This is a genomic window from Methanolobus psychrotolerans (assembly GCF_002243045.1).
GTDB lineage: Archaea > Halobacteriota > Methanosarcinia > Methanosarcinales > Methanosarcinaceae > Methanolobus > Methanolobus psychrotolerans.
In genome coordinates, this window is record NZ_MBKP01000008.1 from 80819 (window position 1) to 96693 (window position 15875).

13 protein-coding genes are annotated in these 15875 nt (G+C 41.4%); 6 read left to right on the forward strand and 7 right to left on the reverse strand.

Annotation, left to right across the window (positions count from 1 at the left end; genetic code table 11):
• Positions 1-2: 2 nt before the first annotated feature.
• The 3 genes from BB781_RS04670 to BB781_RS04680 form a co-directional block, all read right to left on the reverse strand.
• Positions 3-791: a DUF7839 domain-containing protein gene (locus BB781_RS04670; protein ID WP_094227333.1), complete on the reverse strand. Its 789-nt coding sequence runs from the start codon at positions 789-791 to the stop codon at positions 3-5.
• On the reverse strand, positions 788-1303 hold the full coding sequence (locus BB781_RS04675; protein WP_094227334.1) for an ArsR family transcriptional regulator: 516 nt from the start codon (positions 1301-1303) through the stop codon (positions 788-790). The genes BB781_RS04670 and BB781_RS04675 overlap by 4 nt, the downstream gene beginning before the upstream one ends.
• Positions 1304-1448: 145 nt before the next feature.
• A complete protein-coding gene (locus BB781_RS04680) occupies positions 1449-2483 on the reverse strand; it encodes a deoxyhypusine synthase (protein ID WP_094227335.1) in 1035 nt (344 codons plus the stop codon).
• A 352-nt stretch (positions 2484-2835) separates the two neighbouring features.
• Between BB781_RS04680 and BB781_RS04685 the strand changes: the two genes are divergently transcribed.
• Together BB781_RS04685 and BB781_RS04690 are read left to right on the forward strand one after the other, a co-directional pair.
• The gene (locus BB781_RS04685; protein WP_129582627.1) at positions 2836-3447 is read left to right on the forward strand and encodes a hypothetical protein; all 612 of its coding nucleotides are present in this window, start codon (positions 2836-2838) and stop codon (positions 3445-3447) included.
• 69 nt (positions 3448-3516) lie between these two features.
• On the forward strand, positions 3517-4308 hold the full coding sequence (locus tag BB781_RS04690; RefSeq protein WP_094227337.1) for a nitrilase-related carbon-nitrogen hydrolase: 792 nt from the start codon (positions 3517-3519) through the stop codon (positions 4306-4308).
• 7 nt (positions 4309-4315) lie between these two features.
• On the opposite strand, the gene BB781_RS04695 is transcribed toward BB781_RS04690, so the two are convergent.
• The 3 genes from BB781_RS04695 to BB781_RS15575 all read right to left on the reverse strand — a co-directional run bounded on the left by BB781_RS04695 (position 4316) and on the right by BB781_RS15575 (position 9236).
• Complete coding sequence (locus BB781_RS04695; RefSeq protein WP_094227338.1) at positions 4316-5377, reverse strand: sensor histidine kinase; 1062 nt, start codon at positions 5375-5377, stop codon at positions 4316-4318.
• A 523-nt stretch (positions 5378-5900) separates the two neighbouring features.
• Positions 5901-8789 carry a leucine--tRNA ligase gene (gene leuS / locus BB781_RS04700; protein WP_094227339.1) on the reverse strand — a complete coding sequence of 963 codons (2889 nt, stop codon included), beginning with the start codon at positions 8787-8789 and terminating at the stop codon, positions 5901-5903.
• A gap of 294 nt (positions 8790-9083) precedes the next feature.
• Entirely contained in the window at positions 9084-9236 is a 153-nt protein-coding gene (locus BB781_RS15575) for a hypothetical protein (protein ID WP_164997774.1), read from the reverse strand.
• Between the two features lie 119 nt (positions 9237-9355).
• On the opposite strand from BB781_RS15575, the gene cgi121 reads away from it, so the two are divergent.
• The 3 genes from cgi121 (at position 9356) to BB781_RS04715 (ending at position 12354) form a co-directional block, all read left to right on the forward strand.
• On the forward strand, positions 9356-9865 hold the full coding sequence (gene cgi121, locus BB781_RS04705; RefSeq protein WP_094227340.1) for a KEOPS complex subunit Cgi121: 510 nt from the start codon (positions 9356-9358) through the stop codon (positions 9863-9865).
• A gap of 102 nt (positions 9866-9967) precedes the next feature.
• Positions 9968-11059, forward strand: coding sequence for a class II fructose-bisphosphatase (glpX, locus tag BB781_RS04710; protein ID WP_094227341.1), 1092 nt, complete (start codon positions 9968-9970; stop codon positions 11057-11059).
• A 17-nt stretch (positions 11060-11076) separates the two neighbouring features.
• A complete protein-coding gene (locus BB781_RS04715; RefSeq protein WP_094227342.1) occupies positions 11077-12354 on the forward strand; it encodes a tRNA (N(6)-L-threonylcarbamoyladenosine(37)-C(2))-methylthiotransferase in 1278 nt (425 codons plus the stop codon).
• A gap of 66 nt (positions 12355-12420) precedes the next feature.
• Here the strand turns inward: BB781_RS04715 and BB781_RS04720 are convergent, their stop codons facing one another.
• Positions 12421-14157: a chloride channel protein gene (locus BB781_RS04720; protein ID WP_094227343.1), complete on the reverse strand. Its 1737-nt coding sequence runs from the start codon at positions 14155-14157 to the stop codon at positions 12421-12423.
• A gap of 450 nt (positions 14158-14607) precedes the next feature.
• Here BB781_RS04720 and BB781_RS04725 point away from each other — a divergent pair.
• A partial coding sequence (locus tag BB781_RS04725) for an Ig-like domain-containing protein (protein WP_129582628.1) occupies positions 14608-15875 on the forward strand: 1268 nt, incomplete at its 3' end.

Below are 15875 nucleotides of genomic sequence, written 5' to 3' on the forward strand. Positions count from 1 at the left end.
TATTATTGTATGCTAAGATCAACAAGTTCGTATTCAAGATTCTCGGTTTCAAGCCTGCTCAGGATGGCTGGTACTTCTTCATCAATTGCCAGTACCAGTGAAGAAAGTCCATGGTAAGCAGCTTCTATAACCGATTCTTTTGCCCCGAACATAACGTGTGGTTCAAGGCCGATTCTTCTTAAGGAAATAAGTGATTCCACACCTACCGTTGCAATATATGATTTTGATCTTGCAAGCGATCTCAATCTCTCAACGTCAACATTACGTGACCCGCCTCTTTCTACTCTTGGTATCCTGCACACTGTGATGCTTGCATTTTCAAGATCAATAAGGCCCATAAGGTCAGTTACTCCCACATCTTCACCATTCTTTGCGCTTGAAATCGTTGTTCCCGTTGCATTTGTAATTTCGCTGGTGCTTACGTATAGCAGTCCATGATCCATTTTCAAATAGACCTCTTTTCCTTCCTCAAGTTCTTCCTGGGCAATTGCAGTCCAGGTAGATACATGACTTATTATATCGCTCATGACATAGCGTGCATATCTTTTCATGTCTGCAGCATTTTCAAGTACCCATTCAACACCTTGTTTTGTAATCCTGTAGCGTACTCTTCCTTCGGAATAGATTAACCCTTCTGCAACAAGTTCCTTAATATATTCGGAAACTGCCTGCGGTGTAACTCCTATCTTCTCAGCAATTTCCTTTTGCCGCACATTAGGCTGGTGCGCAGCTACTTCGATAAGGATCTGGAATTTAGTAATGCCACTTTTGCTATGAAGGAGTTCTATCATTCTGCTTCTCCATCCTGAAGTAACTTGAGTCTCTGTCCCATAACTGTGAGTTTGTCAGACCGGCGGGCAACCGCACGGATGTATAATGGACTCTTATTCAATGCTCTTGTAAGGCTGCTCATGGAATCATTACCCTGCTCTACTAATTTTTCAAGTTCTTCAATAGCATCCTTCACTTCTTCATAAGGCATGAATGTAAGCATAATGATATCACTCATATCTTCAAAAGAGCACTGGAAATTTGTCTGGACTTTAGAATAGGATGAACGGTATTCTTTTTCAGGGGTCTTGCCGGGTTCCGGCATATGCCACTGGCTTTCGATCAAACCGCTTTTTTTGAGTATATTGATGCTTTTGGTAACATCAGTATCTAAAAGTTCCTCTAATTCTTCCTTTGTCATCCATAGGGTCAGAAGTGAATCAAATACTTTTTTGTGTCTCTGGGATCCAAAAACCTGAAGCAGAGGTACGAGTTCGGAAGGATCATTTATAATTCTTGTTCGTTTACTCATCTAATTACCTCATCTACGTCAACGGACCGGTATAAATAGCCATATTTGAACTTCTTACCTTGTTCATGTGGGACTTCATTGCCCACTTTTCGTCCATTTTAGTACCTATTATATGGAGGTTAAACTTAATAAATGTGTTGTGGTTTCATAAAGTTTCGAAATAGATATTCGCTTGGCCTTCTTCCCAGTTGAAAGAAGGTGTCCTTCGTGCTTTATCACCTGTTTTTTCGTGCAGTGCATGGATCACAATCGGAAGTGCTATTGTAGCATCTACAAAGACCTGGACTTTTTTAGCTTCCTTTGCTATTTTTCCCCATGAAACTGCTTCATCAAATGTACATCCGGACAGCCCGCCCCAGTGAGGGACATCAGAGGTGTACTGGATTGCATATTCATGGCCTACAACTTCGTGTCCCATAATAGAAGCAACGACTTCTGTCTGCTGAATGAAGTTCTTCGGAACTCCTCCTCCTACATAGATGACCCCGGTTTTTTCCGAAAGCTCTACCATCTGTGTAATTTCATCAACATCTTTTATTTGATCTATATTGACATTGCAGCCAAGTCTTCTGGCAATAGTAAGGCCGATTCCGATTGAACTGTCACAAAGGGCAGGTATGAATATCGGTACGTTGTGCTTATATGCGCTGGCAATTATGGATTGATTATCCCCTTTCTCAGAGATTTCCTTGCCCAGAAGGCGAATAAAATCTCTTGATGAATATTGTTTTCCTTCATGCCTTTTTGCAAAATCAGCTATGAAATGGTCAGTATTCCTGAACTCTTCCTCATATGCAAAAACATCATATATCCGGTCCACGCCATGCTCGAAAAGTTCCTCATCATTTGCCATATGGGAGCCTACATAGTGTTTCAAGCCAAGAGCTTCATGACAGTCATGGAAAATATTTGCTCCCGTACTCACAAGACAATCTATCAGGCGGTTTTCTATAAGGTAGGTTATGGCCTTTCTCATGCCTGCCGGTACCATTGCCCCACTAAGTCCCATGAATATGGTTACATTTTCCTCTTTCAGCATATTTTCCCATGCTTTCACAGATTCAGCAAGTTTTCTTCCCTGGAATCCTGTGTATTGCATTGCTTCTATCAGATTACTAACAGACCTATCCTTTATCTCAACTGGTTGGGTAGGGTTCTGGGTAAATGTAGGTAGATGCATTCAATCCTCCGAAATATATCACAAATGTGGAATTAAGTTCAATTTTTGCATTATTGTTATATGATTTTGTAATATTAATGGCTTTCATATGTCCTGGATACAATGTTTTGTTGAATTCATAATTATTCATAAAGTCGGATCAACAGATTCAAAATGATGTTCCATGACAACAGGGCTATGTTTTTTATGCACCGATTACTATTAAAAGGAGCACAGTTGTATAGTTCTCCTTCTGTTTATGAGGGTCTTTAATAACGTCATTATTGCTTTTAAACCTACCTGTTTAAGGACTGGTTTTTTGAGCGGCACCGCTAAATATATCAGGTTTGTTATCAATTATGGTGCACTTAACATGTCTGGAAATATCTATCTACTTATCAGGGAAATTCTAAAGGGCAGACAACTTTCTATCAGTGGCGTTACACGTGAATTGAAGGATAAAGGGATAGATGAGCATCGTCTTGTTATGACAGGTTACTTGCGTGCGCTTAAGGATCTCAAAAAAGTAAATGAAGTGGAGATTCCTCCCTCAAAGGTATACAGCATCGTAGAAGCCGAGCAAAATGAAAATGGTGATATATATTCATTGATTGCCGAATCGATACGGTCTGTAGAATCTGTTTTCATGATTCCTGTTGCAGTTTATGTTCTGTCAAAAACACTTGATAGGCCTGTATTTAAGGAAGAGTTCATAAAAATGGGTTTAAGTGCCAAGAGCCTGAACGATTATCTTTCATTACCCAATTGTGCTATAAGGCTGACAGACAAAAATCCCAAGGAGTATGCTGCAGGCATTACTAAGATAAAAGTATCCCCCGGGGAGCCTGCCTATGAGCTTAAAGCTATTAATTCAGATATTATAAAACATTCCAGTTGCATACTTATAAAGATAGTCAGGAATTCTGTTGATCTGGGTGGTCTTATACCTAAAACCAAATCAACTACGATCACAGATTTTGAATAATACTCCGTGCTCATATCAAATCATATATTGATTCATGAAAATTGATGAGCGTAAAGGTTTTCGATTACCATGGACCGCATAAAGGTAGCCTGTATCCAGATGGACGTATTCAATTGCAATAAACAGGCGAATATTTCAAAAGCCCTTAGTATGGCACATGAAGCTGTGTCAAATAGTGCTGAACTGCTTGTATTTCCTGAAGTATTCTCAACTGGGTTCTGTTATGAGGATAAAAATGATTTAGCAGAACCTGAATTTGGTGAAAGTGTACGGGCAATGTGTGCTTTCTCTAAAAAGCATGAATGCGTACTCCTCTTCTCAGTTATTGAGAAAAAAGCTTCTATTAATTGTACTGATTATTATAATCTTGGTCTCTGCATCGAGAACGGTGAGATTGCAGGAACATATCGCAAAACCCATCTTTTCAAAAAAGAAAAGCAGTATTTTTCTCCGGGAAATGAGATTCTTCCTATCAGGCTCAGGAAAAGGGATCTGACAATCGGCCTTCAGATATGTTATGAGCTTCGATTTCCTGAAGTAGCCCGAAAACTTGTTCTTGAAGGTTCTGATATCCTTGTGACCATTGCAGAGTTTCCATCGCCGCGGCAACATATATGGAAATCCCTTTCAATAGCACGTGCAATTGAGAACCAGATACCGCATGTTGCATGCAACAGGGTTGGAAATGGTCCGGATTCATCATTCTTTGGAGGTTCGATAATAGTTGATGCTATTGGGGAGATCAAAGAAGAAGCACAAGATAAAGAAACCATACTTTATCATGATATCGAACTTGAAAACACTTCAAAGGTACGGGAAATCATACATGTGTTCGATGACAGAAGGCCTGATATCTACTAAATATCTATTAAGTTTTTGCCTTTTGTAAAGTCACTTTGAAAGTGGTTCCTTTTCCATTAGTTCCATCCTTCACTTCCACAGTTCCTTCGTGAAGGTCTATTATACGCTTGACAATAGCAAGCCCAAGCCCCGATCCTTTTACATTTACTTTATGTGCCCTTTTGAACCTGTCAAAGATGTAGGGCTTATCTTTGTCAGGGATTCCTTCCCCTTCGTCGGTGATCGAAACTTCCCATTCACTATCCATATCTTCTATATTTAATGTGATAATACTTCCTGCAGGGCTGTATTTAATGGAATTTCCTATAAGGTTTGAGAACACGTCTTCGATAGTAGTGTTCATATCAGCCGGGTATTCGCTTTTGGGATTGAAATCTATATTTATTCCCTTTTCATCCAGTTTTGGCCTGAGATTATCAATAACCTCTTCGATTATCTCTTTCAGATCAAGTGTCTTAAAATCAAGCTCATCCATATTTTCAAGTTTTGCAAGATGTGCTGCATTCTCTATGAGGTAGATAAGTTTCTTATTGTTCCTTTCAATTGTCTTCAATGCCTCCATTTTTTGTTCTTCATTCTCCTCTTCTATAAGGTACTCTACATATCCTTTGATGACTGTGGCAGGGTTTATGAGGTCGTGTCGGAGTATGTCTGTAAAGAGGTCTTTGAGTTCATTGGAATTCTTCAGATCAAGGGAATATTGTTTCAGCTTTTCCTCAGCTATTTTTCTTTCATGAATCTCAACTTCAAGTTCCTTGTTCTTGAAATTAAGTTCGGAAGTTTTCTCATCTACCTTGTTACGTAGTGTCAGGCTCAATATAATGAATAGCAAAAGTAATCCGCCACCGATGCCAACAGATAACTTTAGCCACGAAGGACTTTCCCATGTATTCAGGTCTGTATTACTTTTTTGCGGTTGTATTTGCGGCACATTATAAACGGGGATGCTGTTCTCAATAACCATCTGAAGAATATCTTCATCGATCGTTCCGGCAATTTCCGTGTCTGCAGTTTCGGATAGTGCAAAGGCCATATCAGTGGGTGATATCACAAAAGGTATTTTTTCCACATCGTAGTGTGCTTCGTTCCTGTATGCATACGATTTTGCGATTATACCAGCAGGCAGTATATCTATGGTGCCATTATCAAGCCTTTCAAGGGATTGTTCCAGTGTACATAATATAAATACTAGTTCCCCTCCTTTTTTTTGGGCTATGCTTTCAAGTATTTCAATATATAAGCCTGAGGCTATCCCGTCCTCATTTAAAGAAACAAGTGGTTCATTCTGGTAGACTCCTATGTTTATCTCATTCCCGGCTGCATATGCAGTGGAGATGAGTGCAGAAATGAATATTAGGGTGGCAACAAGGACTTTAAGGCTTTTGACAGTTAGTTTGAACCCGTTTTTATCCTGAATTATAATTCATCCATTTATTCGATATCTAATAATTGGTTATATTTTATTGGCTTCTAATTTATATTTATCGCAACAAATGATGTACTAAGCAGGTACAAAATCCATAAATAGAAAAAGAAAGCTGGCTTCAGACCAGCAATTATTATTATCATTATTATTATTATTATTATTATTATTATTCCAGATATATGGCAGGCCTGAGTGGAGTTGCAAACCGCGACTTGTTCTCAGGGTCATACTCCGGTTCATCGGCAGTATATACCTGTATGGGGCAGCCGATTTCATTTGAAAGGCAGCCAGTATTCTCCAGAAGGATACTCATTTCATCAAGTTTTGTTCCAAGTAACATCTCAAACCTTTCGGTCTTCATGCTGGCTATGTCCGGTACAAGTTTCTGGACATATTTAGGAATTTCTTTTCCATACATCCGGTTTTCAGGATCTGCCATCAATGTCTTAATGAGTTTTCCAGGGTTGAGGTCTTCCTCATTCTTCATTTCAAGTGCCATTTTGAAAGCCTTTATCTTCCATTGTGGTGCAGTGTAAAGAACAACCATTTTCGGGGTTATTTTAGTGACCTTTATTATTTCTTCTATATCGGAAAGTGTACTGCATACAAGCTCTTCTGCAAGTTCGGCATCGTTGTCAATGAACCTCGGACAGAATATCGGGTATGCTGCCTGTGAGACAAAGTCGCCGTCACCATGGCCCATTGCAGACCATATCTCTTCACATATGTGTGGCGTGAATGGGGACATCAGGCGTACCCATACATCAAGTACATCATAGAGAAGTGCAGTTCCGCCTCTTCTCTGGTACCATTTGACATCATTATAGAGCAAGAAGAATGCGTTTTGAAGTGCACTTCTTGTTCTGATGGATGTCATATCATTATTGGTCTCCCTGACACACTGCTGGAGCCTGCTGAGCATCCAGCGGTCAATGAGTTTGAGTTCGCCTTCAATACCTGATGTGGCTCCGGACTCAACTATCTCATTTGCCAGTTTGTAGAATCTTTCGACCTGCTTTCTGGCACTTTCAACACCGATGTTTCTCCAGTCCGCATCCTGTGTCTGTTCTGCACTGGACAGAATGTACATGCGTGATACATCGGCACCGTAAGTGTCAACAGCTTCCCTGAGAGTGAGTATCGGACCCTTGGACTTGCTCATCTTCTGTCCTTCAAGGGATACGAATCCATTTACAGCAAGTGCACGTGGCCACTTGTCTTCTTCAAATATTGCAACGTGATGGAACAGGAAGAACAACAGGTGATTTGGTACAAGGTCCTTACCTGAAGATCTCAGGTCAACGGGATACCAGTAGTCGAAGTCTGACTTGATCTTCGCAATGAGTGTTTCCGGAAGTCCGGTGTCAATTGCCACCTGCTGTACAGAACCTTTTCCAAGAAGTACATAATCAAACAGTGCAGGGGTCAATTGATCTACACCAATGCCCTGTGAAAAGAACTTGTTTGTGATGTAGTATGACATATAAATGGTTGAATCTCCAAGGGATTCAATAAGCCAGTTAGTGTCAAACGGAAGTCTGGTGCCAAGTCCCTTTTTCCTGGCGCATGCCTTATCTTTAAGCCAGTCTACCTTGTTGTTGAACTCGACTCTGAACTCCTCGGGCAGGATGTCCATACTCTCGATGCATTTGTAGACCTTAGCTTTCCATTCAGGGTCAGAGTAATTAAGGAACCATTGTCCTTTGACCATGTTAACGACACAAGGAGTCCCACAGCGACACACAACAGGTTCACTGAATTCGTAGAAAACTTCTCCGATACCTTCCTGGAGGAAGTCACGTGTGAGGATGTCCTTTATCTTGGAAACTGCGACACCTGCATACTTTCCTGTATTCTCTTTCAGGACACCACCATGGAACTCGCGGCGGTACACCATCTTTGTTGCTTCTTCAGCCTTAGGGTCTTTCTGGTCTTTGACACCAAGCTGTTCAACAGCCTCAACTGCCGGATATTCTCCAAATTCCTTGGCCTGGATAAGTGAGATCAGTTTAATTTCCCTTAGGTCTTCTGTGATACCATATTCTGACAGGTCCTTATTGTAGAGGTCCTTGAGTGCCAAGTAGTCATAAGGTGCATGCGCAGGCACACTCATTACAATGCCACTGCCGTTCCCTGGCTTAACAAAGGATGCTGGCAATGTTATTACTTCATTTCCGGATAGCGGGTTCTTTACTTTGATACCTACAAGGTCTTTTCCGGGTACATTTTCGATGAATTCCACAGTCCTGTCAGTAAAAGTGAGCTTCCGGTAAGCTTCCTTGCTTACGATCCATATCTCTTCATTGTTGTCTTTTGTGACCTTGAGTTTCACATGCTCGATATCAGGGTTCACCCAGAGGTTGGTAACACCGAAAATCGTTTCAGGGCGCAGGGTTGCACAAGGGAGCACTATTCCGTCATACCTGAATTTTATCAGGGTAAAATCAACGATAGTAGCTTCTTCTCCGTGAAGTATATCATGGTCCTCAACTGGATTATTGTCATTTGGACACCATTTTACAGGGTGCGCGCCTTTTACAATAAGTCCTTTGTCATGGAGAAGATTGAACTGCCATTCGATGAACTTCTTATATGCATCATCGGTTGTTGTGAACTTGCGTCTCCAGTCAATTGAATAACCAATTGAGCGCATGGCTATTTCCGCTTCCACTTTGAAGTACTCTACTATCTTCTCAGGAGTTGTGAGTGTTTCAAGTATGTCATCCGGTATCCTGTGCAGACGGGAATAAACATCCATTGTTTGCGGGTCTTTGTTTGCGATAAGTTCTGCAAGTCCTACAATAGGTGTTCCTGTTACGTGGAATCCCATCGGGTACAGTACATTGTATCCAAGCATTCTCTTGTGCCTGGCAATGACATCTCCTATGGTGAAAGTTCTTGTATGCCCGGCGTGTAAATTGCCGTTTAAGTATGGGTAAGGAATGGTTATGAAATATTTCTCCCTTTCATCAGGTTCAGGCTCGAATATCCTGCTTTCGTTCCAACGGCTTTGCCATTTGTTCTCTATACTATGTGCATCGTAATCCTGTTCCATTGTTAGCACCTCTCACACCAGACATTAATAACCGCAAGAGTTCAATACATAAACTCACTCAGGTCAAATATTAAGTTTCTGCATTCATCCTGAAATACAGTTATCTTGTACCTTGGTATCAAGCACATAGATCACAGGCAAGAAAGCTTCAGGTGATACATAAGTTGCTTGTTCAGCAGTGTTTTATGAGGTAATAAATAACAACCTACATAAAACACACGGAAAAGCGAACACCGATGTCTCTGAATAACTCCTTGCAAAACATCATTCATTTTTGCTTTGTTTAGGTTTGGATTATTGCCATTTTTTTGCCATTTGTTCCCCGCAGAAAGGACACCTGACTTCCCCCTCTCCACAGCTATGGCAGGGATTTACGACTTCCATGGCAAAACCACAGTTTGGGCATTGATATTGCTCTCCTGTATACACATCACAGTGTTTGTTCATATTTCCCCGTCCTCCTATTGATATTTAAATTTAAAAATAGATAAAGTTAACCAATTGCACAAGTATGTACTAATCTTCCGACCGTTATACTTATTCTCAAGTATCCTTTATCTTGGTGCATGGAATTCAGGATTACAGGTGGATTTGCCTTCATAGAGAATGTACCTGATTTTTTAAAGGAAATAAGGTATATATCTTCAACCAATGATACTATTATTCAGGCAATGGATGCTGATAAGATAGCTGGGGAAGACCACATTCTTTTTGCTGTGCAGAAAGCATTGCGTTCAAAAGACAACAATTACAGCATGGCACGTGATATGGGTATCGAGATTATGAGGTACGCTTCGGGAAAAAGGCAGATCGAAGAAGCATTTTCCATGGGTGTTCATGAAGGACAGATGAATGTTGTTCTTGTTGTAATGGGCGAAAAAGAAGATGTGCAACACTCTGTTTGGGCGTTAAAATCCATTATTGAAGAAGCGCCTGTAATAGAGTACACCAGTTCAAAGAGATCGCGCATACTTGAACAGTTTTCAATAACGGATAAAGAGATACTCGCAGCAGGTGAAGATATGATCCCTTCACTTGTTCTGGAGCGGGTTGCTCTGGTTGATGTTTTGAAATAATCTCACAACTTTACTTTACCCGCGAAAATCTAATATAGAAACCATTAATACTTGTGCCATCAAAATCTTTATAATCAGGAAACAATTCAGGAAGTGATTATTATGCCTCATCCTAAAACCGCTGAAAAGATGATTAAGTGTGCGGGACCAATCGAGTGTTCCCTCTTGCCCAGATTATTGCATGTTACAGAAGCAGCAGCAATTGCAGCTTCTTATCAGATGGGCCGTGGCGATAAAAAATATTCAGACAAAGTTTCTGTTGAAGCCATGCGCAGAATGCTGAACAGTCTTGATATGAAAGGTATCATCAAGATTGGTGAAGGGGAACGTGATGAAGCACCCATGCTGTTCATTGGTGAAGAAGTAGGTACCGGGAAAGGCGATCTGGAAGTTGACATTGCAGTTGATCCACTGGAAGGCACCAACCTTGCAGCAAATGGAACTCCGGGTGCCATATCTGTTATGGCTATGGCAGAAAGGGGTGGTTTGTTTCACGGTCCGGACATCTATATGGACAAGATAGTTGTTGGTTCAGAAGTCGTGAAGTATGAGAGGGAGCATCCGAACGAAAGAATAGACCTTGACGCACCAGTCATCCAGAATCTCAAGATCGTTGCAAAGGCTCTCAACAGGACAGTGGGTGAGCTTGTAGTTGTTATCCTTGAACGGGAGAGGCACGAGGAAAAAATAAAGGAGATAAGAGGGACAGGCGCTAGGGTCAATGTGATCAGTGATGGTGATCTTATGCCTGGAATAGCAACTGCGATCCGTGGTTCAGGTATCCATATAGTACTTGGTGCGGGTGGTTCGGGAGAGGCTGTCCTCACTGCAGCAGCTGTTAAGATCCTTGGTGGCAAGATCCTTGCAAGACTTGTCCTGCCTACTGTGGCAAATGGCGGTACTCCTGAGGAGATTGCAAAGGAGAAGGAACAGAAAATGCCAAGACTTGAGAAAATGGGCATCACAGAAGATAACATCAACGACATACTGGATACAGAAAAACTGGCTCCTGGAAAGGACATCATTTTCTCTGCAACTGGTGTGACTCCAGGTTTCCTTCTCAAGGGAGTAAGTCTTTTCGGTGACGGTGATTCAAGGGTTCACAGTCTCACGATGGGCAGTTCGGGTGTTGTCAAGTTCACAGATACTATCTATATCAATGACAAAGAAAAAACTCCTCTCCGGTCGGTATAAGCTTAACGAACTGTAAAATGAAAGTACATATTTCAACTTACGGCTGTTCTGCAAGCCAGGCTTCAGCAGAGATAATGAAAGCAAGTGTCAGGGACAGCGGTCATGAGCTTGTCCCTCAAGTCGTTGCCGATGTAGTTGTTATCAATACCTGTACTGTAAAGTATACAACTGAACAGAAGATATTTCACCAGATACGGGAGCTTGGTGAAAAAGGTACAAAGGTTATAGTTACAGGCTGTATGCCTGAAGTGCAGCTTGAAGATATCATGCACCAGAACCCCAATGCTCATATATTAGGCGTGAATTCGATTTCACGACTGGGGCAGGTGCTTGATTCCTTGAATTCTGCAAGTGGCAGTGTAAAGGTCTTCCTCCCGGAGCCGGAGGGTTTTCAGAGTGTTCCAAGGATTCGTTATAACTCTAATATTCATATCTGTCAGTTATCTCAGGGATGCAATTATGCTTGTGCTTATTGTATAGTTACTATTGCACGTGGAAGCCTGCGTTCGTTTGAACCTGGTGAGATAGTAGATGACATCAGAAAGGCCGTTGTTGAGGGTTGCCGGGAGATCTGGCTGACTTCCCAGGATAATGGCCAGTACGGAACTGATAAAGAGGTGTTACTTCCCCAACTGCTTGATATGATCTGTCAGATTCCGGGGCAGTTCAAAATAAGAGTAGGGATGATGAATCCTTTTTCAGTGACTCCTATTCTTGATGACCTGCTGGAAATTTTTAAGAATGAAAAAATATACAAGTTTCTGCACCTGCCGATACAATCCGCATCTGATAATGTCCTGAAGAGTATGAACAGGTATCATTCAATATCAGAGGCAAATGTCATTGTCGATAAATTCAGATCAATGTTTTCTGACATGACCCTTTTCACGGATATCATTGTGGGTTATCCGGGTGAAACAGATGAGGATATCCAAAAGACTGTTGACTGGGTTAAAGAGTACAAACCGGAAAAGGTCAATATATCCCGCTTTACTCCAAGGCCGCATACCAAGGCATGGGAGCTCAGGAAGATTGATTCCCGCATAATCGTGAACAGATCAAATAGGCTGCATGGAGTTTGTGAAGCTGTTAAGCTTGAGTCAAGGAATTGCATGATCGGAAAGGATGTTGATGTTTTTCTATCAAAACCAGCAAAACAGAAAGGTATGATGGCACGTACCAACTCATACAAGCCGGTTGTCATTCCTCAGTGCAATGTGGGGCCGGGTGTGACATGTCGCGTGCACATTTATGATGCAACCCCAGGTTATTTCCTTGGGAATATCGTAATTTGATGCTTATTTCTATTCATCACTCTATGTTTTCAATGGCAACCCCGGTCGGAACAAAAGAGGATCTTTTTATTCCTTTTTCAGATGCACCTTATCAAGGATCTTCTTGTCATATAACTTGACAATATCACTGCGGGTTATTATCCCAAGCAGTTTTGTTCTGTCTGTACTTGAAACTACCGGAAGCCTGCCAATGTCTTTTGCAGCAAGGCGCTTTAGTACCGTGTTTAAGCTTTCCTCAGGATATGCCACTTCCACATCTTTGCTTGAGATCTCATTGATGGTCTTGTCAAGTTCGTCATGGTCTACCTTATCTCTGACATCTTTGAGCGTAACAATTCCACACAGCTTACCACCAGAATCAAGGACTGGGAATCCTGCATGCCTGCTTGACTGCATAAGAGCGATCAATGCCCCTACGTTTTTGTTCTCCGATACTGTCTGAACATTTTGCTTCATTGCGTCCCTTACAATCAAGGATTCCATTATGTCTACTTCCCGTCCTCTCCTGATGGTGAATCCTCTTCGATGGAGGCCTTCTGTAAATATGGATTCTGAATTAAGGGAACTTGATACCAGATTGCTGACAACACATGCAAGCATTATGGGCAGTATCATGTTATAATCTTGCGTAAGCTCAAAAAGAATAAGGATCGATGCCAGAGGTGCCCGGCTTGTGCCTGCAAACACTGCACCCATGCCTGCAAGTGCATATGCGCCGGATTCTGCTGTAATGGCCGGGAACATATCATGGACGATTGAACCGTAGCCTCCTCCCAGCATTGCACCTACAAAAAGTGCAGGTACAATGGATCCTCCTGATCCGCCAGACCCCATTGTGAGTGAGAATGCAATAATTTTAAGGAATATAAGCATCAGCATAAGTTTCAATGCCAGTCCGTTGTTCAGGGCATCGGTGATAACATCATATCCCACACCGAACACCTGCGGATAGAAAAATCCTATGATCCCTACACAAAGCCCTCCTATGGCAGGTTTTATTGCGGGGTGTATTTTAAGGGAATCAAAGAACCGGTGAGTTCCAAAAAGGGTACGCATTAGTATCGCAGATACAATACCTGCTAATATTCCAAGTCCCAGATACAAAATGGATTCGTAGAAAGGGTTGACAAAGGTATATGAAGATACTTCTATAGTCTTTACATCAAATACCATACTTGCCACCAGGGTTGCAAAGACAGCTGAGATTACAATCGGGATGAATGTCCTTGCTTCAAGCTCACCAAGAATCACCTCAACAGCGAACACGACTCCTGCAAGAGGTGCATTGTAGGCTGCGGCAATTCCTCCGGAGGCTCCGCATCCTATCAGTATCTTTACCCGGTTGCCATGTATCTTCAGTACCTGTGCAAGCAAGGAACCTATTCCAGAACCTGCAAGAACCACAGGTGCTTCCTTTCCCACAGATCCTCCTGATCCAATGGACACGATAGATGCAAGTACTTCAAGGAATGCATTTCGAGGTGACATCCTGCCACCATGTAGGGCAGTGGCCTCTATAATCTCTTCAATGTCATAACGTCTTGTGTGTATGAACAGGTGAACTATTAGGCCAACAACGAGTCCGCCCAAGGCAGGCAGAATTATTATGAAATAGCCGGGAGATTCAGGGAGTAGTCCATAAAATGAATTATGGCTCAGTTCCAGTAACATGTCATAAAATACAATGGTAAGGCCTGTGAGGACACCAACAATAAGTGCCAGAGAATTGGATATCAATGATTCTGTCTGTAACCATTGGAGCAGTTTTTGTTTGAATCTCTTAACAGTTGTTTTTCCATCCAAGAAGTTTCATCTCAATTGCCGGGATGATAGGAGTAACATGTACCTTATTGATATATTTTTTGAATTGTTATCATGTTTTCATATTCTGCTGGTGATATTTCTAATAAATATTTATATTGTACTTTTTAATATAATAATTAGCACCAATTTATAAAAAACACTAAATTGAATACTTTTATAATATATCATTGTATATTGGTACTTGTGGAGTAATGTGGGGGCATCAGTGATAATACTGTATGTCCGCAAAAGCGATCAGCAATAGTTGTATACAGGTGTGTATTCAACTGAATTCAATTTGAAATTGGCAGATAATTAGGACTCAGATCACAGATTATTGTCAAGGGTGAGAGTATGCATCCTTTAATAAAAAACAGTAGACAAAACGGGATATTGAAATATATAAGGGTACTTTTGTCGATTTCCATTGTTATTTCGACTTTTAACCCCATGATTATAGCAAGTGCAGCATCAGCAGATACAATCTTCATTAGTTCTGATAAGGTAAACCTAAGTGATATTGCACACGTAGTGATTTTTATCGATAACTGTGTTAATGTTACAGGCATGAACCTGACTCTTTCATATGACTCTGGTATAATATCTCTGGAAAATGTTTCAGCAAACGGGAGTTATGTATCAGGGCATGTTGTGAGTTATGTCGATAATTCTGGAACAGTAGGAATAGAGCTTAGGCAGTTGGAGAACTTCACAGAAGCAAGTCTAGTTCCAGTGATCGACCTATCATTTTATGCATTGGCCAGTGGTAATTCTGATCTCTATCTGCAGGATGTCGAGCTTCTTGAGGGTGAAGTATCATCATCTCCGGCAAACAGTATTGACGGTTATATTCTTGTAGAGGAAACTACGGCTTCAAACACTGCTCCTGTATTTTCCCCAATTGGTGATAAGTTTGTCAATGCTTCTGAAGAGCTTTCATTCAATCTTAATGCCACTGATTCTGACAATGACTCTCTTGAATATTCAATGAGCGGCCTTCCGTCAGCAGCAATCCTTGATCCCTCCAGCGGTGCTTTCTCCTGGACTCCGGTCTATAATGATAATGGAACTCACAGTGTTGAGTTCAATGTTACTGATGGTCATGTCAACGTTTCCGAAACCATCACAATTACAGTTGTCGATGTACCTGCTGCAGTCAATCAGGCTCCTGTTCTTGAGACGATCGGTGACAGAACTATAAATGAAACTGATATCCTTACAATCATCCTTAATGCAACCGACCTTGATGGCAATGATCTTTCATACTCCAGAAACGCCAGCTTCGGAACTCTTGTAGACAACGTTTTCAGATGGGACACTGGTTATGATGACGCTGGAATCTATGATGTCATGTTCACTGTTTCCGATGGTAATGCTACTGATTCAGAAACCATTACAATCACTGTCATTAACGCAAATCAGGCTCCTGTACTTGAGACGATCGGTGACAGAACTATAAATGAAACTGATATCCTTACAATCATCCTGAATGCAACCGACCTTGATGGCAATGATCTTTCATACTCCAGAAACGCCAGCTTCGGAACTCTTGCAGACAACGTTTTCAGCTGGGACACTGGTTATGATGACGCTGGAATCTATGATGTCATGTTCACTGTTTCCGATGGTAATGCTACTGATTCAGAAACCATTACAATCACTGTCATTAACGCAAATCAGGCTCCTGTACTTGAGACGATCGGTGACAGAACTATAAA

Bases quoted from the DNA above. Each gene is read 5' to 3' on its own strand.
- glpX (WP_094227341.1), top strand. From the start codon at position 9,968: ATGCCTCATCCTAAAACCGCTGAAAAGATGATTAAGTGTGCGGGACCA.
- BB781_RS04680 (WP_094227335.1), bottom strand. From the start codon at position 2,483: ATGCATCTACCTACATTTACCCAGAACCCTACCCAACCAGTTGAGATA.
- BB781_RS04690 (WP_094227337.1), top strand. From the start codon at position 3,517: ATGGACCGCATAAAGGTAGCCTGTATCCAGATGGACGTATTCAATTGC.
- cgi121 (WP_094227340.1), top strand. From the start codon at position 9,356: ATGGAATTCAGGATTACAGGTGGATTTGCCTTCATAGAGAATGTACCT.
- leuS (WP_094227339.1), bottom strand. From the start codon at position 8,789: ATGGAACAGGATTACGATGCACATAGTATAGAGAACAAATGGCAAAGC.
- BB781_RS04685 (WP_129582627.1), top strand. From the start codon at position 2,836: ATGTCTGGAAATATCTATCTACTTATCAGGGAAATTCTAAAGGGCAGA.
- BB781_RS15575 (WP_164997774.1), bottom strand. From the start codon at position 9,236: ATGAACAAACACTGTGATGTGTATACAGGAGAGCAATATCAATGCCCA.
- BB781_RS04715 (WP_094227342.1), top strand. From the start codon at position 11,077: ATGAAAGTACATATTTCAACTTACGGCTGTTCTGCAAGCCAGGCTTCA.
- BB781_RS04675 (WP_094227334.1), bottom strand. From the start codon at position 1,303: ATGAGTAAACGAACAAGAATTATAAATGATCCTTCCGAACTCGTACCT.
- BB781_RS04670 (WP_094227333.1), bottom strand. From the start codon at position 791: ATGATAGAACTCCTTCATAGCAAAAGTGGCATTACTAAATTCCAGATC.